The sequence below is a fragment of the Psychrobacter sp. NG27 genome (assembly GCF_016106655.1).
In the GTDB taxonomy this organism is placed as follows: Bacteria; Pseudomonadota; Gammaproteobacteria; order Pseudomonadales; family Moraxellaceae; genus Psychrobacter.
On the sequence record NZ_JADGIN010000004.1, the window covers coordinates 50133 to 74513 of the forward strand.

Sequence of the window (24381 nt, forward strand, 5' to 3'; positions counted from 1 at the left end):
CGAAACAATCTATTTACTTTGCGACGACTTAGTTAATCGTAATCTCTTCAGTGGGATAACGATAGTTGCGTTGGCGCATGTTTTTGAGCAGCGCGATAAATATCGTGAGCATACTGACACGACCCACAAACATAATGACCGACACCACCACTTTACTAAAATCAGATAAGTCCGCTGTCAAATTCACACTCAATCCCACTGTGCTGTAGGCTGAAAAACACTCGAATACCACCTTAATCAAATCAAGCTCTGGCTGGTCATAACTGATAAGTGTCACGCCCGTACCGATGACGAGTAACGACAACCACATAATAGAGAACGCGCGGCGGACGGAAATCTCAGCAATCTGCCGCTTGAACACTTCTATCTTGGTCTGCCCACGTGCCAGACTTAATGTATTCAATAGCGCAATGGCAAAGGTACTGGTCTTGATACCACCGCCTGTCGAGTTTGGCGACGCACCAATCCACATCAGAAATATCGTCAGCATAATCGTTGGAAACGTGAGCTCTCCCATGTCAACGACATTAAATCCTGCCGTACGCGGCGTCGCTGCAGTAAAGAAGCCCGTCACCAGCTTACCAAAAAAGCTGGTGTGGTCAGCGAGCACATGATTGTATTCAAATATCATCACACCAATCAGACCAATCAGCAACAACGCCCCTGTCGTGATCAAAGTAATACGGCTATTAATATTAAGTAACCAAGGCTGATAGATATAGCGTTGGTCATGGCGATAGATCAGCTGCTGAGCACGGTGGCGCAGATATCGCAGTACATTGACCACGATGGTAAAGCCCATCCCACCGAAGATAAATGTCATGGCAATAATCAACTGAAGCGGATAATTAAAGCGTAACGAATCGTCATACAAGCCTGCTGTAAACGTAGAAAACCCCGCATTACAAAAAGCAGAAATCGCATGGAAAACAGAAAAGAAGAATTGCTCAGACCAATCCATATTAGGCATGTCATAAATACTGATATAGATCAGCGTTGCTGCCACCGCCTCGACTGCAAAGGTAACGTACAAGATAGATTTGAGTGTCAATACTACATCGCTCATACCATGCATATAAGACATCTCACTGATACTTGCTTGCGTCTCGTAACTGACACCGCCCTTAAAAAAGTAGCTGAAATATGTCACAAAAGTCAAAATACCTAGGCCTCCGATTTGTATCAGCCCCATAATGATAACTTGCCCAAAAGTCGTAAAATAGGTCGCCGTATCTACGACGATTAGTCCCGTTACACAGACCGCACTGGTAGCAGTAAAAAGCGCATCAACAAAAGACAGCGGCTGCGTCGTCGCATTGGGCATCATCAGTAGCAAGGCACCAACCAGCACGACGACTAAAAAGCTTAGAATAAAGAATTGGGCAGGATGTAGAAAGGTACGATTGAGGTTGAAATTATGATCGGAGAGTTCGCGGATAAAGGTGACAAATACGGCGATCTTTATCGCGACAAAACCATCAACGGCAGCATCCAAGCCTGAGCGTACTAAATCAGTGAAATGCGCGGTCAATAGAATGACAATCGCAATGCTGGTCAGTGCATCAAAGACGGCCACTTTATTAAAGGTCAGCGGCTTTTTTGTGTAGATGTAGCGACCAACAGTCACCACAAGACCGATAAAAATAATCACCAAATAAAAAATATGAAATACTTGCTGTAACCATGTCGGTAGTGTAAAACCACTATCTAACAAGGCAATCGCTACCCCGATGACACTAATAAGAATCGTAAAATTATTTAATAACCGATAACGCGCGGCTGAATTCATAGCCTGAGTCCATGACAACGATAACCACGATACTTATACTCCTTTTTTGCCGTATCCACAAAAAGTGATTTAAGTTAATCGTAACCAATTATTAGGCCCTAGCAAGTATTTATCATCTAGACACCAACCATTAAAACAGGATAAAAGATACTCGCAAGGATATAGAGATATCAATGGCACGGTACCTGATAATGGCTCTATTAGCGCGGCTCTTTTTTGAATACTGTCATTTTTACACCGCCCCACGTCACTAGTACCACACCAATGGCTATTGAAGATGCTCCCAACAACAAACCTTCAGGTGGATGCTCTCCTTGCAAAAAAATCGCAATAGGCACACCAAAGACTGCTCCGACTGCCCCCAATAGACTGAGTAATACAGGGCCGCCTGTTTTTTGTAAGAGGAACAAGAGTAAAAACTGACCAGCAAATACGCATGACTGTATGGCGATGAGGCTGGTCGATAGCCCATTCTCTAAAGATACGGCAATAGAGAAATCTGACATCATACTGAATAAGCCTAGTAGGATCGCTGCCGCAACAAGCATACCTGGAGCGAGTGCACTAATAGAAGCATTATCAGGCCAGCGCAATGTCCGATATATATTGCCAATGGCTAACAGCACAGGGCCGCAAAGCGCGATTAAAATCCAGAATACACTCGTATCTGGCGCAGAGAACTTATGCACGGCCATCACGCCTGCTCCGATAAGTGCCGCAACCACGCCAAGCGCACGGACAGTATTGAACCGCTCCATACGCAGCATGAGTGCGCCAAGATACGTTAACAGTGGCGGTAAGGAGAGGATTAAAGCGACGAAACTGGCGCCCACATGTGGAATGGCAGAAAACAACAGTAAGTTGGCAGCTGCTACGCTGACTAATGCAGCGACAAAGTAATATTCTAAGCTACGAGCATTAAAGGAAGGGCATTCTTTTCTGATGAGCGCTACCATTAATAGAATAATAGCAGCACCTGCGATCGACCAAAACAAAAACCCCAAAGGAGTGAGGCCAATGTCGCCAGCATATTTTGCCACATTGGTTGAGATACCAGTGAGTGCGCCGCCTGCTAGTAGACAAGCGAAAGGAATCAGCCATGTGTTTCGGTTGCGAGATACTTTCTGCTGCGAAGACTCACTCATTATCTGTCCTATTGAACGACAGTATTTAGTCCGTTAGAGACCTTTCTATGATAGCTGATAGCATCAAATCACTGGCGTAAAATCAAAGTGGACAGGCTTTCTACCGCCACCGTTGCGGCATCAATTGCCCCTGCAACATAGCCCGGAAACTGCGCTGACCACTCACTACCACTACCCGTCAGACTATCTTGCCACATACCTGTTTTTGGTTTGGCAGTAGGTGCTACAGCATGCTGACCTGTGCCAGTGGCATCAGCAGGCATGGCAGTAAATGAATCTTGCGCCCAGTCTTTTAGATACTCAGCTTTTGGTTTGTCTGCTTGCGCGCCTAACAGCCGCACCAACTGCGCGCGGCAATGCGCTTTTAGCACATCTACAGAGACGCTTTGACGCACGTGAGCGGGCACGCCAAAGAAACCAAACACAGCGCCTTCGCCCTTTGCTAACGAGGCATCGTGAATCTCAGTGAGCGGCCCTATCGCACTTCTTGCTGCACCCGAGAGACCGTTATCTCGCCAAAATGGTGAGTCATAAACAGCCACATACTTGGCATGTGGTGCCATCCAAGTGGCTGTTTCTTGCCACTCTATCGCTAAATCTTGCGGTAAAGCAGGTTCAAATACGATATTACTAACCGCCAACCGCGGTGGTAGCGCAAGTAATACATGCTGCGCTTGATAAGTGATGAGTTGACCAACGTTGATATGTTCAGAGCCACACTTGCTGTCTATTTTGATATGCTGACCAGTCTTGGTTAAGCACCTTACTGTCTGTCCCGTTACGATACGCTTGGCATCTAAGCGCGCGTATAAAGCATCAGTTAGCGCCGTCATTCCACCCACGAGGCGCATAGATGTCGGCGAGCTCTGATAACCTTGCGTACGGACAGGCAACTCATTGGCACCACGTTCAACCATCATATCGCCCTCTTCGAACTGAGCGAAACATTGCAAATCTAATGCTTCAATAAGACCGCTCAACTGCGGCTGATACTCTGGCCAAAACCACGAAGGCCCTAAATCAAAGCCGTCGTTTGATTTTTCATGATCGCCACTTTGACTGCTAGCATTCTGACCCACTGATGATTTGGCAACAATGATACGCCCGCCCAATCTATCACGAGCCTCTATCAATATATAATCGATGCCTTTTTGTTCTAATAAAAAGGCGGCATACAATCCGCTTAATCCGCCACCGACGATCACCACTGGTACGTTTTGCATATCAAATACGTCCTATCTCATCAAGTACATTTAATCAGGACTACTCGATCAAAATTATTCGAGCAAAACTACTCAGCTAACAACTTAGTCAGCATCTCATCTATCTCAACCTTAAACTCTTTATCTTCAATCTTATTTGCCGTGATTTTGGCATTTTGTAGACTTTGAATAGCCGCTTCTTTGTTACCTGTCTCAAGCTGTAACACCGCCATAGAAAAAGCAATCGACGACAGATGATCTTTTGAATTGATCGCTGTGGCTTTGGTTAGTGCTTTGTCATAAATGACCAGTGCTTCGTCCAAATCTTCTGTAAAGTCAGCAAGCGTCTCCCACTGCTCCGGATGATCTTTGTCTGTGTTTTCGTTATCAGTACAGATGGCCTTTAGCTCAGCATAAAAGGCATCAAATGCTTCTTGATTACCGATACGGTCAGCCTCTAGTAACTCTTCTGCCAATTTATAAATAGATTTATATATTTTGGTATTAATCATTGCTTGCAACCTTTTGTTGACTTGGGGTATAGATTATTTGGTTAGGATTATAACGTAATTCTAGGGCGTGTCCTCATTTTAAAAATGGTGATAAAAATGAGATAAATTGCAGTCAAACAAGGAAAATAGCGCAGATAATATCGGGATATTAACCAGCGATTTAACGATGTTTGGCAAAATTTAGCCATTTTTAGCCCGTTTAGATATGATCAATTGAATTGAGGACACGCCCTAGCGGCTCAGATGATTGCCATAGAAAAGGACACGATATTTATATGGCTGTTATTAAGGTTACTATTCATACTATAGTCGATTCAATTTAAAAGTAGTACAAGGCAACCAAGTGTAGATGTATATGTGATACTTCAAGCGAGGTTAACGCTGTAATACTTTTATAGTGGAATGACTATATTAAGGTTACAACTCTCGCCAGTGCAACCAAAGCCGCGTATCTAGCTCAAACTGATGGTAATCTGGCTCCATATGGCAGCATAATTGATAAAACGCTTTGTTATGCTCATGCTCTTTAAAGTGCGCCAACTCATGCACGACGATCATGCGCAAAAACTCAGGGGGCGCTTCTTGAAACAAGCTCGCTACCGTTATACTGTTGTGCGATTTCAGCTTACTGCCTTGTATACGAGACTGGGTGGTATGAATACCTAGCGCATGTTTAAGAACTTTTAACTTGCTGCTATAGCTGACATTCGATAGCTGTCCCACTTTGCGCATATACTGGTTTTTTATCTCATTGATATACTGATAAAGAGCCTTATCACTTTTTATTTGGTGCTGAGTGGGATACTTTTTTTCTAGATACGCACCCAAGTTACCATCGCTAATGAGTAATGCCGCTTGTGTTTGAACTTGCTCAGAATAATGAGCAATGTATTTTAATTTGGTCACGAGCCTATCCTTTACTGATGCGTTACCACGTATCGACGCGGTCTAAATGGATTTTACCTTATATTGGTGCGCTTTATTAGAGCGTGTCATCATTTAGGTTGTGAGGCATAAACAAACCCCATAAGCTGAATCCAACTTATGGGGTTGTTTCTTACAATGTTTTACTGAACTATTTAGAGCATATTAATGAGTGAATTAACGCTCTAAATGTAGATACTGTAAATGACGCTCGTACTGATTTAAGATATCGACCAATACTTGCTCTTTGGAATAGCCAACCAAGTCATACTCTTGCGAGCCTTCGCTTAAGAACACTTCTGCACGATAATAGTACTCTGCATTCTTAGTTGAGGTGCTCAATGTAAAGTTAGGACGTTCTGCTTTAATCAAGTTAACTTCATAAATAAAGTCGTCTTCATCGCCATGTCCAACTCGCAATTTGAGACCATCTATTTGACCGCTACTCTCATCCATGCCTTCATCTATATCTTGTCCGATATGTGCAGGGTTACGGATATCCAAAGACGTTTTTAGACCGCCTGCCGCAAACTCTTTTTCAACTTCCGTCATGGCAGGTCTAACCACATTTTGTAAAAACTGCTCTACTTGTGCATGTTTAGGGAAACTGACAATACGTTGCAAGCGTGCTTTCCAGCTCTTACCACTATCTAGCACGTTAGCCGTACCAATCGTACTGGCCTTACGTTTATTGCCTTCTTCTTTTAATGATCTCCACATCGCCACCATATAGAGCACAAGAATGATAGAGAATGGCAAACCTGCAATGACGGATACTGATTGCAATGAGGCAAAACCACCGGCAAACAATAATCCTAAGGTAATAAGACCAGTGGCTGCTGCCCAAAACAAACGCAACCAAATAGGCGCATCGGTGTCATTGGTCATGCCACGTGAGCTCAAGTTCGCTAATACTAACGCGCCTGAGTCAGCAGAAGTCACAAAGAATATCAAACCAATGATAACCCCTGCAAATGACAATACTTCACTATAAGGAAAGTATTCAAACAAGGCAAACATGCCCATTGCAGCATCATTGACCGCGATTTCGCCAAGCTCTGTTGCGCCATTGGCAACCAAATCTATCGCTGAATTACCAAAGATAGAGAACCATGCAAAAATAAACCCAAGCGGAATGAACATCACGCCAAATACAAACTCGCGTAACGTACGGCCACGGCTGATACGTGCGATAAACAGACCGACAAATGGTGCCCAAGCAACCCACCATGCCCAGAAAAATATCGTCCACCAAGATTTCCACTCGGCACCAGCAGCACCGTCATAAGCATAAACGTCAAAAGTTTTATAAATGATGGTTTGGAAATATTGACCGATATTTTGAGTAAAGGTATTTAATAGATATACCGTATTACCCATCACCAATATGGCAAGCAACAACAGTATTGACGACAGCATGTTGAATTCGGACAGACGACGTACGCCTTTTTCAACACCTGTCATCGCAGAAATAGCGGCGGCAGCGACAACACCTACGATGATGAGCGCCTGAACCATTTTGCTAGATTCGATACCGAACACATGGGTCAAGCCAGCATTGGCCTGTAATACCCCAATACCCAAACTGGTAGCGATACCCATGAGTGTACAAACAACACCAAAGGTATCAATACCATCACCAAGCCAGCCTTTGATTAAGCGTTCACCAAAGATAGGCGTCAACGGCGAGCGTAGCGCCAATGGCATGTTTTTACGATACGCGAAGTACGCCAATGCCATACCGATTAGGGCATAGATACCCCAGCCATGTAGCCCCCAATGTAAAAAAGTCTGCGCAAGTGCCTCACGCATAGCCTCCGCACTGGCAGGCTCTAAACCAGTATGCGGTGTCAAATAATGCATCAAAGGCTCAGACGCACCAAAGAACAGTAAATCAATACCGATACCGGCGGAAAACAGCATCGCCGCCCATGCTAGGAAAGGAAACTGTGCTTTTTCGTGATCTTGCCCAAGCTTGATATCACCATACTTAGAAAAACCGACAAACAAAGCAAAGATACTATAAGCGGCAACCACCAGCATGTAGTACCAGCCAAACTTATCTGATACCCAAGTCATGCTTGAGCTTAACAATGTCTCACTATAAGTTGGAAACGCAATCGTCCAAATTATCAATAAAATAGAAATAATAGCTGAGCCTAAAAAAACCGTCTTATTTAGAGTCAGGGGTTTTGTCGCATCCTTTGATGGCGAGCTGTACATAAAAGACCTCAATAGGTAAATTAAACAGGGTCTGATATTGCTTTGTCCGTCATAACTTTATGACTGATAGTCACCCAAAGTATATATAACCACATGACGCACAAAGCAGTACCAATAAATAAAGATTTGCTACTCAAGCAATGACCATTTCAGTAATTGCTACTTCAATAATTGGCACTTAAGCAACAAGGTAAGTCATTAAAAAATCAATCTTAATGGTATTCATTTTCTAAAACATGAGCGGGGATAAAAAAGACCTTTATAAAAAGGCCTTCTTATCAACATCATTTATTAACACTCTTAATAAACGCTATGTCATATAGCTGTTTTATATCGCTGTGTAGACAGTTGTTTATTAGCATTGAATTTAAACAGAGCCATAAGCGCGCATCGGTTCAGCTCTCAATGGTGCACCATTGGCAACATAATAGTCTACCGTAGAGCGCGGTAGCTGTACGCCGCGCATCTTATCAACGATTTTCTCTGCCAACATAATAGTGGTCGCGTTGAGATTGCCACTGATGATGTTGGGCATGATAGAGGCATCAACGACTCGCAAGCCATCAACACCATGTACCAAACCTTCGCCATTGACGACTGAATCATTGTCTTCGCCCATCGCACAAGTACAAGATGGATGATAAGCCGTCTCGCTGTGATTACGGACATATTCGTCCAACTGCGCATCGGTCACTAGATCATCGGTCGGCGCAATCGCACGGCCACGATAAGGGTCAAGCGCTGGCTGATACATAATCTCACGAGTGATACGCATAGCAGCACGGAACTCCTGCCAATCTTGGTCATGAGACATATAGTTAAACAAGATGCTCGGATGAGCACTTGGGTCTTTCGAGGTCAGCTTGACGCGGCCACGACTTGGTGAGCGTAATGAGCCCACGTGTGCTTGGAAGCTATGAGACTTCACCGCACTGCGACCATCGTAGCGTACGGCTAGTGGCAAGAAATGGTACTGAATATTAGGATGCGTGAATTTTTCATCGGTACGGATAAAACCGCCCCCTTCGAACTGATTTGACGCGCCAAGACCTGTGCCATTGAATAACCACTCAGCACCGATAGCTGGCTTGTTCCACCATTTATTGGCAGGCGCAATCGACACTGGTAGCTTACACTCATACTGCATATACAGCTCTAAATGATCTTGCAGATTGTTACCGACACCCGGCAAATCTAGTATTTCTGTCACGCCCGCATCCTTCAGCCATTGACCAGGGCCAATACCAGAGCGCTGCAACAGTTGTGGCGAAGCAATCGCACCTGATGAGACAATCACTTCACGAGAGGCATGAAAATTCTTAGTTTGACCTTGATGCTCGACTTTGACACCGATAGCACGCTTACCATCGAACAAGATTACATCGGTCAATGCACCTGTCAAAATCGTGATATTGCTGCGCGGCTTAGCACGGTCAAGATAACCACGAGCCGTTGAAGCGCGGCGACCATTAGGCGTCACGAAACGATCCATTGGCCCAAAGCCTTCTTGCTGATAACCGTTTAAATCGTCGGTACTTGGATAGCCCGCTTGCACGCCTGCTTCAATCATCGCTTGAAACAGTGGATTGACCCCTGGTTTTGAAGTGGTCATCTCAACAGGGCCACCCACACCATGATAGTCGTTTTCGCCCGCGTCACAGTTTTCTAATTTTTTAAAATACGGCAGGCAGTCAGAATACGTCCAATCTGACAAGCCTTTTAGCTGAGACCAGTCATCAAAATCCAGCGCGTTACCACGGATGTAACACATGCCATTAATCAGTGACGAGCCGCCAAGTCCTTTGCCGCGACCGCAGTCCATGACGCGGTTATTCATATACGGCTCAGGATCGGTCTTGTAGCCCCAGTTATAGGTTGTTCCTTGCAACGGCATAGCAAGCGCAGCTGGCATTTGGGTGCGGAAATCCAAACGATGGTCTGGACGACCTGCTTCTAGTAGCAGCACTTTAATACTGGCGTCTTCGGTCAAACGCGTTGCCAGCACATTGCCTGCTGATCCTGCGCCAACGATGATGTAGTCATACTCAGGTGTGGTTGATGTCATAAAACGCTCCATAATATTGAAAAAACATAAATCATCTAATATCAGTAAGGCCAATTAAAAAGGAAAGATAAGACCTAATGAATAAACCTTACTGGATTGGCTTTTCTCAATAAAAGTGATTAAAAGACTGATTCAAACTTACCCAACTCTACTTGGATAGATTTGGTCTGCGTATAATGCTCAAGGGCTTCAATACCGTTTTCTCGGCCAACACCTGAGTGCTTATAACCGCCGACTGGCATTTGAGCGGCTGACTCGCCCCATGTATTTAACCAGCAGATACCTGCTTCAATTTGAGCGATGACTCGATGTGCTCGGGTCAAGTCAGCAGTCACGACCCCAGCTGCCAATCCATATTCGGTATCATTGGCACGGCGAATAACTTCTTCTTCGGTCTCATAAGTCAATATAGACATCACTGGGCCAAATATTTCTTCACGTACGATGGTCATCTCATCAGTACAGTCAGTGAATACCGTCGGTGCGACGAATGCTCCATTTGCCAATTCGCCTGTTGTCACACGGTCACCGCCTGTTAATAGGCGTGCGCCACTGGCTTTACCTTGCTCGATATAGCCAAGCACTCTTTCCATATGCGGGAAGCTGACTAGTGGGCCCATGTTGATGTTTTCATCCATTGGATCACCCAACTTAATACGATTGGCACGCGTTGAAATCGCTTGCTCAAACTTAGCTTGCATGGCTTTAGGAACAAATACACGCGTACCATTGGTACATACCTGACCACTGCTATAGAAGTTTGCCATCATCGCGATGTCAGCAGCCATGTCGATGTCTGCATCATCAAATATGATTAATGGCGACTTGCCACCAAGCTCTAATGTCACGTCTTTAAGAGACGATGATGCTGCACTCGACATGACTTTTTTACCTGTCGGTACGCCACCGGTAAACGAGACTTTGGCGATATCAGGATGCTGAGTTAATGCTTCACCTACTTTATAATTACCTTGGACGACGTTGAATACGCCATCTGGCAAACCTGCTTCTGTCAAAATTTCTGCCAGTTTTAATGCAGTCAATGGTGTCACTTCTGATGGTTTAAATATCATCGCGTTACCAGCAGCTAGTGCTGGTGCTGCTTTCCACATCGCGATTTGAATCGGATAGTTCCATGCGCCGATACCAGCAACCACACCCAGCGGCTCTTTACGAGTATAAACAAAGCTGGTATCACGCAATGGAATCTGACGACCCTCAATCATTGGTGCAAGCCCCGCATAATACTCAATGACATCAGCACCCGTGACGATATCGACGTATTTTGTCTCAGAGTACGCTTTGCCAGTGTCTTTGGTCTCAAGTATTGCTAGCACATCATTACGCTCGCGTAGTATCTCGACTGCTTTTGATAGGATTCGACCGCGCTCAACCGCTGTCATTGCCGCCCAGATTTTTTGGCCTTTATCTGCCGCTTTTACTGCCTCATCTATCTGCTCATTACTGGTTTGCTGAATAGTTGCTAGCACTTCACCCGTCGCTGGGTTGATGTCTTCAAAAGTAGATAATGAGTCATCAACTGCCAAATAGCGGCCGTTGATATAAGCCGTCTGAATTTGCTCTAAATCGATGATGCTTTTGATGTCGTTTGAACTGGTCATAAATACCCCTTGAGACGATTGGCAAAAGCTTTGTAAAAATTAATACCAAAGAACGTCGTCATTGTTTAAGTTTTAAAAATTTAACTGGTGTCTGTTGTGAAGTGTTTGTTTATTTAGTAAATCATTAAGCTCTATTCGTTCTCACGGTGCGTCATTTTCACTAACCGCTCACGTAAGGATTTTTTGTCCGATATATTAATGCCCGAAAAATCTGAGAGCCAAATGCCATCGGCAACCAAACGCACCATACATAGCGTTTCGGTATTGTCAGTCGCTTCGTGCTTTTGTAATTGCTCATTTGCCCACTTAGCCCATAGCTCTCGCAGCTCACGATCACCTAGCATCAGGACATATAGTGTCGCTTGATTGTCAAACTCTGCCTGCCCTTTTTCGCCTAGGCTGATGGTGGCATCGATATAAGCACGGGTGAACGAGCCGTAACTGACAGGATCTTTCGCCATCGCGTGATGGACTTCTGACTCAAACTTGGCCATCGCATCATGAAACACCTCTAAAACCAATGCATTTTTGGTCGCGAAATGATGCATGACACCGCCCTTGGTCACGCCCACAGCATCGGCAACGGATTGAAAAGTCACCTTAGATAAGCCCTGCTCTAACGTGATGCGTGCTGCCTGATCGAGGAGTGAGCGACGGACAAACTCCGGCTGCTTTTTACGTTTATAGGCGTTTTCTGGTTTCATTTTTGTCTCAACATCCATTTTTATCTCTCTATCAGTGCACCACAGAATTAGAAAGTAAGTTCATTACCATGACGCCGCCGACAATCATAGCGATACCTACCACAGCTGCCGTATCGAGGCTTTGCTTAAAAAACACTAAGCCTACCAGTGATGTCAGCACAATTCCTAACCCGCCCCACAGCGCATAGGCAATCCCAAGCGGTATGGTCTTTAGCGTTTGGGCCAATAAATAAAATGAGATAACATATAGCCCACCCATAATTAAGGTCGGTACTGGTCGCGTAAACTGCTCAGACTTTACCAAAAAAGTCGTCCCTATGACCTCGCAAATGATAGCGATTGCGAGATAACTATAGGCAATGGCGGTAGGACTCATATTTAAAACACCTGTCTTAGATTCAGCATGCTTTTTAGACTCAGTGTCAGTCTTGGTTGAGTATCAGTTTTTACCAAATACTTGATCAAGCACAACCAAGTATCAAATACATAAAAGATACCGTATGGTCGGTATTTTACAGAAATAATTCAGCAATGTGAAGTGCTGTGGCCCAGTTTATTGTTTCAGACTGTGTAGACATGACGTCTGTGCACAAAATAGACATTCTATGTGGTTAGATTATTCTTAGAGAAAGATTGGTCATTAAGTTAACTCTCTGGTTTTCTCTAATAAATGACGTCGTTTGCAAATGCGTTGAGCCATTTATATATAGTAGCGTCTATGGTTCGCCGTTATTTATGTCCAAATAGCTTACCTAATATGGGTTAAACGCTTATTTTTAAGTTATTGCGATAATATTTATGATTAATCGCATAATAAGGTTGACAGCCTATGATGACTTGGCTAAAATGTGCCCCACATAACGCAAACAAGCCAAGTAATTGCTCTTGTATAAAGCGTAAATAACTTGCTGTTATGACCATCTATTCTCCAATAGCTCAGTTGGTAGAGCAACGGACTGTTAATCCGTGTGTCCCTGGTTCGAGCCCAGGTTGGAGAGCCATATACTAAAAACCTTCATCACTCTCTGATGGAGGTTTTTTTATTGTTGTCTCTTTTATATTTACTGTCAATAATATTAATATAGCTGCGGTGTTCTTTTGAGCATTTTTGTTGTATGGTAAGGATAGTCATGACTAGGTTCGTTTGTGTCTGAGTGCTTTGCTCCTACTCACTAAAAGTAATGGTTTATTATGATACCTGTACGTATAAAAAATAGATTTTCTGATCATCCGCAAAAGATCATGCGCCCGATCAGCATCCGTCTGTCTGAAGAAATGATTTCGCTACTAGGGACGACGTCATCAGACTTAGGTTTTAAACGCATTCAGGGTCTGATTCGTCTGTATATTCGTCAGGGTTTGGATCGCGATCATCAGGATTATACGCTCGCACATGATGAAGTCTTTATCGAGACGCTACGCAAACGCGGTGTCAGCCAGCACATTATTGATGAAGCTATTGTAGTGACACACAATAATAATATCACTCATCCGTTATCTGAGTTACAAGACAACGATTAGTAGCATGACAACATATTATGCTCAACAAGAGACCCAGTTTGCTTATGCAAACTTGGTCTCTTTTTATGGCGGTTATAAAGATCAAAACATCATCGATACGCTTTAAAACCTCTCCCTTTGTTCATTGCCCTCGTATATTTCAAAGCACTGATGCTTTTTGGCACGATAGTACGTTCGCTACCGTAATTAGCCATAATTAAACACAACCTATCTTTAAACACGGTATATTAAGTAAGTAGTCGCGACTATTTGCGAGGGTTGATCATAATACGGATTTACAAGGACGGTTACGATAATGGGTGTACATCAATATTTAAACAAAGCGCTGTGGTCAGCGATCATGATAGCGATGCTAACCGCTGCATCTGGCTGCTCCTCACCGCAAGCGGATCCAAATAAACAAACCATACCGACTGATTCCGATCAATGGCAAGAACAGCTGAAACCAACTTTTGAGCAACTGTCCAAATCAGATCAGCAATTGCTCAGTCGATATATGCTCCGAATGAAGCTCAGTGAGGCCTATGAATCAGGAGCAATGCCGCGTACTACCATTGAACAGGCGCTCATACAGCAGCGTGAATATGAACGTTTGCATCCAAACAACCCAACAGGCAAAAAAAGCCCTATAGTCACCAGTCAGGCGGCGGCGACCGCACAGACTTATCCCGTTGCTCTGTTGCCTGTCAAAACCAGTGATAGCGACAGTCTCAATCAGGTCAAAATGCAGTTCATGCTATCCAATCACGGTAACGTTGCGATACAGAGCTTTAAAGGTACGCTGACCATGCAAGACGCCAAACTTGCACAAGGCAAAAACTTCAATATTCCGTTGACGCAATTTGAGCCATTGGTCGAGCCCGAGCAATCTGGAAAAATCATCATCGAGAGTAGCATCGAAGATATCAATGTTATGCGGGCGATTAGAAACACCAAAGACATGACTATCGAGATTAGTAAAGGTACGCTTGTCTTAGCTGATGGGCAGGAAATTGTGTTTGATCAATCGATGGTGAAATAATCAGCCCTATCACTATTGCATGATGGATATCTTAATTTAAGCAGGCTATAAAAAAATCCCCAATCAATTAAGATTGGGGATTTTTCGAATTTGGAGGAGACGGAGAGATTCGAACTCTCGAAGGGCTACAAACCCTTGTCGGTTTTCAAGACCGGTGCATTCAACCACTCTGCCACGTCTCCATTGGTGGACTATTATAGCGATATAAAATAAAAATGCAACAAAAAAAGCCGCAATCATTAATAATGATTGCGGCTTTCGAATTTGGAGGAGACGGAGAGATTCGAACTCTCGAAGGGCTACAAACCCTTGTCGGTTTTCAAGACCGGTGCATTCAACCACTCTGCCACGTCTCCATTGGTGGACTATTATAGCGATATAAAATAAAAATGCAACAAAAAAAGCCGCAATCATTAATAATGATTGCGGCTTTCGAATTTGGAGGAGACGGAGAGATTCGAACTCTCGAAGGGCTACAAACCCTTGTCGGTTTTCAAGACCGGTGCATTCAACCACTCTGCCACGTCTCCATTGGTGGACTATTATAGCGATATAACATGATAATGCAAGCAATTAATGGAACGAATTTAAATTATTTTGATGCTATAGCTGATTCAGCTTAAAAGAGAATCAAGGCAGCTTAGTACAGATGTCTATGTGATACTTCAATCGAGGTTGACGCTATCACGCTTTTATAGAGGATGGACTATAGGCTTTCTATGAGATGCCAGATGCAGGCACATATCTAGCAATCTATTGGCATAACCCCATTCGTTGTCATACCATGCAAAAACCTTGTACTGGCTACCCACTTGCATGAGCTGCTGACCATCAATGATTAAAGACTCGGTCTGATGAATAAAATCACTGGATACCAGTGGCTCATCGGTATAAGCCATGATGTCACGCAAATGTGCCTGACTGGCAGATTTGAGTACCTCGCGAACTGCCTCGACAGACACATCGGGCGTATCAAAAACAAAGGTCACATCAATAGCTGCTACATCGATAGTAGGTACGCGTATCGAATGGCCGTTTATCCTGCCTACCATGGCAGGTAGCACTCGCTCTGTCGCCGCGATACTGCTGGAGGTGGTTGGGATGATGTTATAGCCAGACGCTCGTGCCCGTCTTGGATCACGGTGCGCTTGATCCAGTACCGTTTGGTCAGCGGTAACCGCATGAATCTCTGTCATCATGGCCGATGCCACACCAAACGCTTTATCAAGTGTGTCAATCAGTGGCACCAATGCCTGCGTGGTACAAGAGACGCTAGAAATAATCGGCAGCTCACGCGTGAGCGCAGCCGTATTCACACCCATCACGATACAAGCATCAACGTCATCAAATGGTGCGGCGCCAATAATCACTTGCTGCGCGCCAGCATCTATATGTAAGGTCGCTTGCTCATATGAGCGAAAGTGACCAGTACACTCTAGTACCACATCGACACCCAGCGACTGCCACGGTAGGTTGTTTGGATCAGGCTCTGACAGCATATTGATACAATACGTCAGATTGTTTTTGGTCAGACACAGCTGAGTCTTGCTGGTATCTTCGGCGCCGCTCTCTACGATCTCAGCATTCACGCCCAACCGACTAAGACGACCATGCGTACTGTCAAACTTTAACAAGTGCAGCAGTATGTCAGCTGGTGCTAAGTCATTAATGGCGACCACATGAATGGCGCGGCCCAATACTTCAAAGCGCTCTAGCAAAGCGCGCAGTACATTGCGCCCAATACGACCAAAGCCATTGATAGCGACTCTCAGTGGTTGCGCGTGCTCACCAGTGGTACGATAGCTCGCTGCTATCGGGTCAGAGGTCAATTGATAAGTGGCGCTAGAAAAATCAGGCATAACAAGTTATCGCTATTTTATAAAGGGCGGTAGGATCGGCGCGCTGTCACCTTGAACGTGCTTTGCTTTGATGGCTGCTGCCTATCAAATCTTAATAGACGTTATGGCGTGATAAAAATCAGTGCTAAGCGAATGGTGTTGTAGTCGATACTTTGTTTAAGATAATCAAATATCGGACGCAGTTTGATACTACCATCATCATTAAAGTCGTTTGGATTATTGGCAACCTTAATGGCGACATAAGCATTACCAACGGCTGTCATCACTTCATCCTCTGGACGCAAGTGATCACAGGCAAGACTCGGATCTTGTGCCTTTAGATCAGCAATGTGACGCATGATGGTCGCTTGTGACAGCTGACGTTCTTGTGAAATCTCTGCAATACTCAAACTCTCTTCTAACAACACTCTGGTCGCGAGCAAGGTGCTGTCTGATTTGTCAGAGACCTGATTGCCGAGCTTTTGTTTTTTATCGATTTTAGCTTGCTGCTGTTCGCGGCGCTTCTTTTGTAAGCTAGCATAAGCGTCAATGACAGACTGACTCAGTGTACCGCCTGACTTTAGGACAAACTTTTCGTGTGCCTGCGTCATACTCTCTTCATCGAGCATGGCATAATTGGCATCGGCCTCTTCGGACAGTACCAAAAACCGCTTATCAGCGCCGCGTGCCAGTGGATCGAGCTGTAGACTCATGTCATTCATGCCAAGCAACTGCAACCCTGCCAATGACTTGAGTCGTGAGAGTGCCACATAGCCCTGCCCGAGCTCAAAAGTACGCGACAAATCAATTTCCGCCGCATCAAGCGTCATGCCTTGTGACTTATGAATGGTAATCGCCCATGCCAGACAAAGCGGCACTTGCTCGTAACTTGCTAGCACGTCACCGGTCTCATCTTCGATAATCCATTCTTCTGGCTCAGCGATGACTTCGCGTCCTGAGTTCAGTCTAACGACAGGCATTTTCTGCGTGGTAGGCTTCTTGGCTTTTGGTTTTTCTTTTTTAGCAGTACTTTTTTTAGCTTTAGTGCTGTCTTTAGCCTCAGCGCCTTTATCATCAGCACCATCATTGACACTGCTATCGTCTTCTATTAATTCATCGCTACTGTCTTTGCTATCATCAATCTTAACCGCTGCAAAACCAATCAGCTCACCCATCGTACCGTTAGAGACGCCAAGCTCGGTGTTATTTTTGATAAACATGACCTTAGCACCCACTTTGAGAATCAGCTCATCTTGGGTTCGTACGGTTTTTTTGAGTGTCTCAACCAGTTTACTGTCACCGACCGAGGTGGCCTCAAATCGCATCATCTCACCGTCTAGCGCCGCCAGCTCTTTGTCGTTGATTTTATTAACGTTGAGATTGTGGGTATAAAGGCGTGTGCGTTTGATATCGACGCTTTGATCATAGGTGGCTTCTAACGCGGCAATCGACTCAAAGGTCACTTCCTGACGGCGGATTTGATTGAGAATATCGTCCAAGTCTAGCCCGCCATTGGCCGTGTCACTCACCTGACGATGCTGTTCCGATAAATAGCAGATGTGAAATTTGGCATCGAGCCATGCCTCAGACATAAAGGCAAATTTTTCACGGTTACTCTCACCCTTACTACCAATGGGCGGCAACTGAAAAAAGTCTCCTGCGACCACTACTTGTATGCCGCCAAATGCTTTGTCATTTTTGCGCACATGTTTGAGCACTTGGCTGACCAAATTAACCTGCTTGGCATGTAGCATCGATATCTCATCAATGACGAGTACTGCGGTATCTTTTAATCTATCGGCCAAAAACTGCTTGCGCGACAACGTGGTCAAATCACGATCTGTCAACTCATCTTTGATACCGATACCCGACCAACTATGAATGGTGGTGCCACTCATATGGGTGGCGGCGATACCTGTACTGGCTGTCACAGCAACTGGTACATGGCGTGCGCGCAGATAATCGATGTACTGATTGAGAGTATAAGTCTTGCCTGACCCTGCGGAGCCTGTCAAAAAGACGTTTTGACCTGTTTTTAAGATATCAAGAGCAGAAGATTGACGCATAAATCCAAACCAACCAATAGTATAAAAAGAAAGCTGCGATGACAGAGTCGATAGTCGAGGCAAGCCAAAATAGAGGGTGACAATTATAACAGCTGCATTCGCTTTGCGGACCATTTTAACCGTTACAGATCATATAACTTAAAGTTATGTGATACAAAGTATATCATTATAAAAAGTCATTATCGTTCTGCACCAAAGCTCAGTACGATAGGATGATTACTTGGTCAGGAAGGCCGACTATTTTAAGGGGCTACATCTATATAGCCTTATTTTAGATAGTCATCATACACAACAAGGAGTGGTTAATGTTATACGCTTATCCCAATACTGAAAACAGTCCCGTCCAATTCCGCGAAAAATACGACAACTTTATCAATGGTGAGTGGACGCCGCCCATCGATGGCGAGTACTTTGACAACTCAAGTCCTATCGATGGTAAAGTTTTCTGTCAGATCGCACGTTCAAAAGAAGCAGATGTAGAAGCGGCACTAGATGCAGCTCACGCGGCAAAAGACGCATGGGGCAAAACGAGCGTCACTGAACGCTCTAATATCTTGCTTAAACTTGCCGATGGTATCGAAGCCAACTTAGAGGCCATCGCGATTGCTGAGTCCTATGAGAATGGCAAACCAGTACGTGAAACACTTGCCGCTGATATTCCAATTGCCATCGACCATTTGCGTTATTTTGCTGGTGTGATTCGCGCGCAAGAAGGCGGTATCAGCCAAATAGATGAAGACACTGTCGCATATCATTTTCATGAGCCACTAGGTGTCGTCGGTCAGATCATTCCTTGGAACTTCCCTATCCTCATGGCGATTTGGAAAATTGCCCCTGCCCTTGCTGCGGGTAACTGTGTGGTATTAAAACCTGCTGAGCAAACCCCTGCCTCTGTTTTGTACATGCTTGAGCTGATAGGCGCGGCTGACATTCTCCCCAAAGGCGTCCTAAACGTCGTTAACGGTTTTGGTGTTGAAGCAGGCAAACCAATCGCGTCCAATCCACGTATCGATAAAGTGTCCTTTACTGGTGAGACCACCACTGGTCGTTTAATCATGCAATACGCCAGTGAAAACATCATTCCAGTCACGCTAGAGCTGGGCGGTAAGAGCCCGAACATCTTCTTTGCGGATGTGATGGATGAAGACGATGACTTCTTAGACAAAGCCGTTGAAGGTTTGGTGATGTTTGCACTCAACCAAGGTGAGGTTTGTACTTGCCCATCGCGTGCCCTCGTACATGAAAGCATCTATGATAAATTTATGAAGCGCTGTATCGCTCGCGTCAAAGCCATTAAAATGGGCAACCCGCTTGATACTGATACCATGATTGGGGCTCAAGCCAGCTCTGATCAGTTAGAGAAAATTCTGTCTTATCTCGATATCGGTAAAAAAGAAGGCGCCAAAGTCTTGGTCGGTGGAGAGCTTGCCAAACATGATGGCGACATGGCAAACGGCTACTATGTACAGCCAACTATTTTTGAGGGCACCAACGACATGCGCGTGTTCCAAGAAGAGATTTTTGGCCCTGTACTTGCTGTCACTACTTTCAAAGACGATGAAGAAGCGATGACTCTCGCCAATGACACTTTATATGGTCTTGGTGCTGGTGTATGGACGCGTAATGGTACTCGTGCTTATCGTTTCGGTCGTGGCATTAAAGCTGGTCGCGTATGGACAAACTGCTATCACCTCTACCCTGCGCATTCAGCCTTTGGTGGTTATAAGCAATCTGGTATTGGCCGCGAAAACCATCTAATGATGCTAGACCATTATCAGCAAACCAAAAACATGCTGGTCTCTTATAGTCCTAAAGCGATGGGCTTCTTCTAAGATTTGATTGAACGCGACGATTTATAGATAACGTCATAGCACAGAGGTATTGTGCTATGCATATAAAATTAATCCATAAGAGAGCGCCATATGAGTCAAAAAATGAAAGCGGCTGTGCTACATAAGTTCGGACAACCCTTAGAAATTGAAGAAGTAGATATACCAACGCCAGGCGCTGGTCAAATCGTCGTTAAGATGCAGGCATCAGGTGTCTGTCACACTGACTTACATGCGGTTGAGGGAGATTGGCCTGTCAAACCCAGTCCACCTTTCATACCGGGACATGAAGGCGTCGGGCTTATAACTGCCGTTGGTGATAATGTACATCATGTTAAAGAAGGTGACCGCGTTGGTGTGCCTTGGCTCTACTCTGCTTGTGGACACTGCACGCACTGCTTGGGTGGCTGGGAAACCTTGTGTGAAAAGCAAGAAAATTCTGGTTACTCCGTGAATGGCAGTTTCGCAGAATATGTACTAGCAGATGCAAACTATGTTGGCATTATCCCTGAGAGTGTCGACTCTATTGAGATTGCCCCTGTTTTATGTGCGGGCGTCACGGTATACAAAGGTCTTAAAATGACCGACACTAAGCCAGGCGACTGGGTTGTCATTTCAGGTATAGGCGGCCTTGGTCACATGGCTGTACAATATGCCATTGCCATGGGACTCAATGTTGCTGCTGTTGATATTGACGACGAGAAGCTCGCATTTGCCAAAAAACTGGGCGCAAAAGTCACTATCAATGCAAAAAACACTGATCCGGGTGAATTCCTACAAGAAGAGATCGGCGGTGCTCATGGTGTACTAGTCACAGCCGTATCTACCAAAGCATTTGATCAAGCATTAAGTATGTTACGACGCGGTGGTACCTTAGTCTGCAATGGTCTACCAACTGGTGATTTCCCTGTATCAATCTTTGATACCGTTTTGAATGGGATCACCATTCGTGGTTCAATCGTTGGTACCCGTCTGGATTTACAAGAGTCACTAGAGATGGCAGCAGCAGGTAAAGTAAAAGCGACTGTTGCCGCTGAGCCACTTGAGAACATTAATGATATTTTTCAGCGTATGCGTGACGGTAAAATCGAGGGACGAATTGTGATTGACTATAGTATGTAGACATGTCTTTTGACATTTTAATACTACTTTAATGATTCGCAGGTTTAATCGTAAACAACAGGTCGTATCGATTTCAATCACATACTATAAATGATGTGAAAGAAAAAGATGCGACTTCTTGCATTCTTACTCAATAAAACTATGGATTATATTAATATTCTCTAAAGATAAGGAAATCATTATGAAAATTACGGCAACAGAAACCTGTAAAGCATTAATTGAGCTATTGAAATCCAAACACGGTGAGCTGATGTTTCATCAATCAGGTGGCTGCTGTGATGGTAGCTCACCTATGTGCTATCCATTAGGAGAGTTCAAAGTGGGTGGTCAGGATGTACTGGTTGGTGAGCTGGCTGGCTGTCCATTTTATATGGGCAAGGCACAGTATAATTTATGGCAACACACCGATCTCACCATTGATGTGGTCAATGGACGCGGCGCAAGCTTCTCACTAGAGATACCAGAGGGCAAACGATTTATCGTGCGCTCAGAAGTCTGCTCAATCTGAATTTTCAGACAAAAAAGCCAGACTGAGCAGACAGGATCAATGCTGAATAATGAGCTTAAGCTTGCGGCTTGATATCACAGTAGTGGCTCATGATATTGCTCATACAAACAGACACCGCAGAGTCATTTTTATTTTATTATTTCGGCAAAATAGTAGATATTGTAAGACGTAAGTTATTTTGAAACGCTCGTTTTTATTAGCATGGATGCTATAAGGAATATAAAATGGAATTTGACAAAGCCTTTGATTATGTCATCGTCGGCGGTGGTTCCGCAGGCTGCGTGCTGGCCAGTCGTCTTACCGAAAATCCAGACATCAGTGTCTGCTTATTAGAATATGGCGGCGATGGTAAAGATTTGGCCGTGCGTGTCCCTGCTGGGCTTATTCTAATGGTTCCTGGCAAACCACTTAAGCTAAACAACTGGTGCTTCCATACTACCCCGCAAAAACACTTAAATGACCGACGCGGCTTTCAACCACGTGGGCAATGCTTGGGCGGCTCATCTGCTATCAATGCCATGATTTATACACGTGGCAGTAAGCTGGATTATGAGCGCTGGGTAGAACAAGGCTGTGCTGGTTGGGGGTTTGACGATGTACTGCCCTACTTCATCAAAGCTGAAAACAACGTCCACGGCAGTAGTGAGCTACATGGCGATAGCGGACCGCTGCATGTCAGTGACTTACTCAGTCCACGTGACATCTCAAAGGCCTTTGTAGAAGCCGCCATTGCCAATGGTTTGAATCACAACACAGACTTTAATAGCGATAAGCAAGACGGTGCAGGGCTATATCAAGTTACCCATTTTCATGGTGAAAAACAAGGCCAGCGTTGTTCTGCTGCTGCCGCCTATCTACATCCTGTCCAAACTCGCTCTAACCTAACTGTCATCACTCATGCGCAAGCCAACCGTGTCATTATTGAAGACAATCAGGCGACGGGCGTGATCTACGAAAAAGACGGCGTTGAGCATACGATCATGGCAAACCATGAAGTCCTCCTATCAGGTGGCGCATTTGGCTCACCTAAAGTACTGATGCTATCAGGAATTGGCCCCGCAGAGCATTTGCAGGCGCATGGCATTGACGTCGTGGTAGACGCACCTGATGTCGGTGGCAACTTGCAGGATCACCTCGATGTGGTGTTCGATTACGAGGTCAATACCACCGATGTCATTGGTATCGGTATGGCCGCGCTGTCTACATTGACCAAAAGCATTCGGCAGTGGCGAAAAGACGGTACAGGATTGCTATCTACCAATTATGCCGAAGCAGGGGCATTCTTTAGTGTCGGTGACGACCCACAAGAGTGGCCGAATACCCAGCTGCATTTTGTTATCTCACGCGTGATCGAGCATGGACGCGATTTGAGACGCGGGTTTGCCGTCTCCTGTCACAGTTGCTATCTGCGTCCTGAAAGTCGCGGCACTGTCAGGCTGGACTCAGCCGACCCTTCCGATTCCGTACTGATTGATCCGAATTATCTATCGCATCCCAAAGATGTCGAGTATATGATAGCCGGTGCTGAGCGTACACGCGCCATCATGCAAGAGTCCGCGCTCGCTAAATACATTACCGAGGACTACCCTGCTCCATATCTCGAAAAAGACGGCATGCTCGGCTACATTCGTAACAAGTCAGATACCATCTATCATCCTGTGGGCACCTGCCGAATGGGCTCAGATGACAGCTCTGTGGTCGACCTAGAATTGAAAGTACGCGGCGTGAATGGACTGCGAGTCATCGATGCCTCAGTCATGCCAACCCTGATCAGTGCCAACACCAATGCACCAACGATTATGATTGCCGAAAAAATAGCCGATCTTATCAAGGCAACTCATGACCATCACAAAAACACTGTCACGTAAAATATTGTCGCATAGACAGACATTCTGAAAGAGTCTTATAACTGGTTACGTCAAAAAAACGTAACCAGATTATTTCTTTTCATTCTTATTTAGTCATAAAACCCTACTTAAATAATTTTATGCTACTCATCCTCCAATCCTAAATGTATATACAAAAGCCAATAGATTTTTGCATATCCTACTGAATTTGTACTGTAAGCAGCGTTTTCATGTACTTTTTATCAAAATAAGTCTATTTATAGCTTGCGTTACTACAGATTAAGAGGGTATATTCGAACGACTTATTTGTAATTTAAGTTTATGACGATAAAACTTAAAGTTATAACAACTTATAATATGTTTCTTTTTGTATATATGAAAATCATATAAATAAACATTTTGAAGGTCACTATACGCCTGCTCATTAAATTCATGGTCGAGTA

General features: G+C 44.6%; 18 protein-coding genes and 4 tRNA genes. 7 read left to right on the plus strand and 15 right to left on the minus strand.

The annotated features are described in order from the left end of the window. Positions 1 to 28: 28 nt before the first annotated feature. The 10 genes from IP485_RS07880 to IP485_RS07925 all read right to left on the minus strand — a co-directional run bounded on the left by IP485_RS07880 (position 29) and on the right by IP485_RS07925 (position 12562). Positions 29 to 1789, minus strand: a complete 1761-nt coding sequence (locus tag IP485_RS07880; RefSeq protein WP_198326772.1) for a TrkH family potassium uptake protein — start codon at positions 1787 to 1789, stop codon at positions 29 to 31. Between the two features lie 200 nt (positions 1790 to 1989). Then, on the minus strand, positions 1990 to 2934 hold the full coding sequence (locus tag IP485_RS07885) for a DMT family transporter (protein ID WP_198326773.1): 945 nt from the start codon (positions 2932 to 2934) through the stop codon (positions 1990 to 1992). Between the two features lie 68 nt (positions 2935 to 3002). Continuing rightward, a complete protein-coding gene (locus IP485_RS07890) occupies positions 3003 to 4157 on the minus strand; it encodes a flavin monoamine oxidase family protein (RefSeq protein ID WP_198326774.1) in 1155 nt (384 codons plus the stop codon). 68 nt (positions 4158 to 4225) lie between these two features. Beyond that, positions 4226 to 4648, minus strand: a complete 423-nt coding sequence (locus IP485_RS07895; protein WP_198326775.1) for a tetratricopeptide repeat protein — start codon at positions 4646 to 4648, stop codon at positions 4226 to 4228. 417 nt (positions 4649 to 5065) lie between these two features. Beyond that, the gene (locus IP485_RS07900; protein ID WP_198326776.1) at positions 5066 to 5554 is read right to left on the minus strand and encodes a M48 family metallopeptidase; all 489 of its coding nucleotides are present in this window, start codon (positions 5552 to 5554) and stop codon (positions 5066 to 5068) included. Positions 5555 to 5749: 195 nt separating this feature from the next. Beyond that, positions 5750 to 7795: a choline BCCT transporter BetT gene (betT, locus tag IP485_RS07905; protein ID WP_198326777.1), complete on the minus strand. Its 2046-nt coding sequence runs from the start codon at positions 7793 to 7795 to the stop codon at positions 5750 to 5752. A 367-nt stretch (positions 7796 to 8162) separates the two neighbouring features. Then, positions 8163 to 9860: a choline dehydrogenase gene (gene betA, locus IP485_RS07910; protein WP_198326778.1), complete on the minus strand. Its 1698-nt coding sequence runs from the start codon at positions 9858 to 9860 to the stop codon at positions 8163 to 8165. Positions 9861 to 9979: 119 nt separating this feature from the next. Further along, on the minus strand, positions 9980 to 11482 hold the full coding sequence (gene betB, locus IP485_RS07915; protein ID WP_198326779.1) for a betaine-aldehyde dehydrogenase: 1503 nt from the start codon (positions 11480 to 11482) through the stop codon (positions 9980 to 9982). 131 nt (positions 11483 to 11613) lie between these two features. Then, positions 11614 to 12186, minus strand: coding sequence for a TetR/AcrR family transcriptional regulator (locus IP485_RS07920; protein ID WP_198326962.1), 573 nt, complete (start codon positions 12184 to 12186; stop codon positions 11614 to 11616). A gap of 31 nt (positions 12187 to 12217) precedes the next feature. Beyond that, positions 12218 to 12562: a DMT family transporter gene (locus tag IP485_RS07925; protein ID WP_198326780.1), complete on the minus strand. Its 345-nt coding sequence runs from the start codon at positions 12560 to 12562 to the stop codon at positions 12218 to 12220. A 549-nt stretch (positions 12563 to 13111) separates the two neighbouring features. Between IP485_RS07925 and IP485_RS07930 the strand changes: the two genes are divergently transcribed. The 3 genes from IP485_RS07930 to IP485_RS07940 all read left to right on the plus strand — a co-directional run bounded on the left by IP485_RS07930 (position 13112) and on the right by IP485_RS07940 (position 14728). Next, a tRNA-Asn gene (locus IP485_RS07930) sits at positions 13112 to 13187 on the plus strand. Positions 13188 to 13377: 190 nt separating this feature from the next. Further along, the gene (locus tag IP485_RS07935; protein ID WP_194364911.1) at positions 13378 to 13707 is read left to right on the plus strand and encodes a CopG family transcriptional regulator; all 330 of its coding nucleotides are present in this window, start codon (positions 13378 to 13380) and stop codon (positions 13705 to 13707) included. Positions 13708 to 14002: 295 nt separating this feature from the next. Then, the gene (locus IP485_RS07940) at positions 14003 to 14728 is read left to right on the plus strand and encodes a hypothetical protein (RefSeq protein ID WP_198326781.1); all 726 of its coding nucleotides are present in this window, start codon (positions 14003 to 14005) and stop codon (positions 14726 to 14728) included. A 91-nt stretch (positions 14729 to 14819) separates the two neighbouring features. Here IP485_RS07940 and IP485_RS07945 read toward each other — a convergent pair. From IP485_RS07945 to IP485_RS07965, 5 genes are all read right to left on the minus strand, one after another. Beyond that, positions 14820 to 14910 (minus strand) — tRNA-Ser (locus tag IP485_RS07945). Positions 14911 to 14993: 83 nt separating this feature from the next. Continuing rightward, positions 14994 to 15084: transfer RNA gene (locus tag IP485_RS07950), tRNA-Ser, on the minus strand. 83 nt (positions 15085 to 15167) lie between these two features. After that, a tRNA-Ser gene (locus tag IP485_RS07955) sits at positions 15168 to 15258 on the minus strand. A gap of 162 nt (positions 15259 to 15420) precedes the next feature. Next, positions 15421 to 16587, minus strand: coding sequence for a type I glyceraldehyde-3-phosphate dehydrogenase (locus tag IP485_RS07960; RefSeq protein WP_227686476.1), 1167 nt, complete (start codon positions 16585 to 16587; stop codon positions 15421 to 15423). Positions 16588 to 16688: 101 nt separating this feature from the next. Then, a complete protein-coding gene (locus IP485_RS07965; protein WP_198326782.1) occupies positions 16689 to 18632 on the minus strand; it encodes an AAA family ATPase in 1944 nt (647 codons plus the stop codon). Positions 18633 to 18937: 305 nt separating this feature from the next. Between IP485_RS07965 and IP485_RS07970 the strand changes: the two genes are divergently transcribed. The 4 genes from IP485_RS07970 to IP485_RS07985 all read left to right on the plus strand — a co-directional run bounded on the left by IP485_RS07970 (position 18938) and on the right by IP485_RS07985 (position 23959). Continuing rightward, positions 18938 to 20464, plus strand: coding sequence for an aldehyde dehydrogenase family protein (locus tag IP485_RS07970; protein ID WP_198326783.1), 1527 nt, complete (start codon positions 18938 to 18940; stop codon positions 20462 to 20464). A 90-nt stretch (positions 20465 to 20554) separates the two neighbouring features. Then, positions 20555 to 21583 (plus strand): alcohol dehydrogenase AdhP, encoded by a 1029-nt coding sequence (adhP, locus tag IP485_RS07975; RefSeq protein ID WP_198326784.1) that lies wholly within the window; start codon positions 20555 to 20557, stop codon positions 21581 to 21583. A 181-nt stretch (positions 21584 to 21764) separates the two neighbouring features. Further along, positions 21765 to 22091, plus strand: a complete 327-nt coding sequence (locus IP485_RS07980; protein ID WP_198326785.1) for a DUF779 domain-containing protein — start codon at positions 21765 to 21767, stop codon at positions 22089 to 22091. A 224-nt stretch (positions 22092 to 22315) separates the two neighbouring features. After that, on the plus strand, positions 22316 to 23959 hold the full coding sequence (locus IP485_RS07985; RefSeq protein WP_198326786.1) for a GMC family oxidoreductase: 1644 nt from the start codon (positions 22316 to 22318) through the stop codon (positions 23957 to 23959). The last annotated feature ends 422 nt before the right edge of the window (positions 23960 to 24381 follow it).

Coding starts and splice junctions, on each gene's coding strand:
- IP485_RS07880 (WP_198326772.1), bottom strand. CDS start 1,789: ATGAATTCAGCCGCGCGTTATCGGTTATTAAATAATTTTACGATTCTT.
- IP485_RS07885 (WP_198326773.1), bottom strand. CDS start 2,934: ATGAGTGAGTCTTCGCAGCAGAAAGTATCTCGCAACCGAAACACATGG.
- IP485_RS07890 (WP_198326774.1), bottom strand. CDS start 4,157: ATGCAAAACGTACCAGTGGTGATCGTCGGTGGCGGATTAAGCGGATTG.
- IP485_RS07895 (WP_198326775.1), bottom strand. CDS start 4,648: ATGATTAATACCAAAATATATAAATCTATTTATAAATTGGCAGAAGAG.
- betT (WP_198326777.1), bottom strand. CDS start 7,795: ATGTACAGCTCGCCATCAAAGGATGCGACAAAACCCCTGACTCTAAAT.
- betA (WP_198326778.1), bottom strand. CDS start 9,860: ATGACATCAACCACACCTGAGTATGACTACATCATCGTTGGCGCAGGA.
- betB (WP_198326779.1), bottom strand. CDS start 11,482: ATGACCAGTTCAAACGACATCAAAAGCATCATCGATTTAGAGCAAATT.
- IP485_RS07920 (WP_198326962.1), bottom strand. CDS start 12,186: ATGAAACCAGAAAACGCCTATAAACGTAAAAAGCAGCCGGAGTTTGTC.
- IP485_RS07925 (WP_198326780.1), bottom strand. CDS start 12,562: ATGAGTCCTACCGCCATTGCCTATAGTTATCTCGCAATCGCTATCATT.
- IP485_RS07935 (WP_194364911.1), top strand. CDS start 13,378: ATGATACCTGTACGTATAAAAAATAGATTTTCTGATCATCCGCAAAAG.
- IP485_RS07940 (WP_198326781.1), top strand. CDS start 14,003: ATGGGTGTACATCAATATTTAAACAAAGCGCTGTGGTCAGCGATCATG.
- IP485_RS07960 (WP_227686476.1), bottom strand. CDS start 16,587: ATGCCTGATTTTTCTAGCGCCACTTATCAATTGACCTCTGACCCGATA.
- IP485_RS07965 (WP_198326782.1), bottom strand. CDS start 18,632: ATGCGTCAATCTTCTGCTCTTGATATCTTAAAAACAGGTCAAAACGTC.
- IP485_RS07970 (WP_198326783.1), top strand. CDS start 18,938: ATGTTATACGCTTATCCCAATACTGAAAACAGTCCCGTCCAATTCCGC.
- adhP (WP_198326784.1), top strand. CDS start 20,555: ATGAGTCAAAAAATGAAAGCGGCTGTGCTACATAAGTTCGGACAACCC.
- IP485_RS07980 (WP_198326785.1), top strand. CDS start 21,765: ATGAAAATTACGGCAACAGAAACCTGTAAAGCATTAATTGAGCTATTG.
- IP485_RS07985 (WP_198326786.1), top strand. CDS start 22,316: ATGGAATTTGACAAAGCCTTTGATTATGTCATCGTCGGCGGTGGTTCC.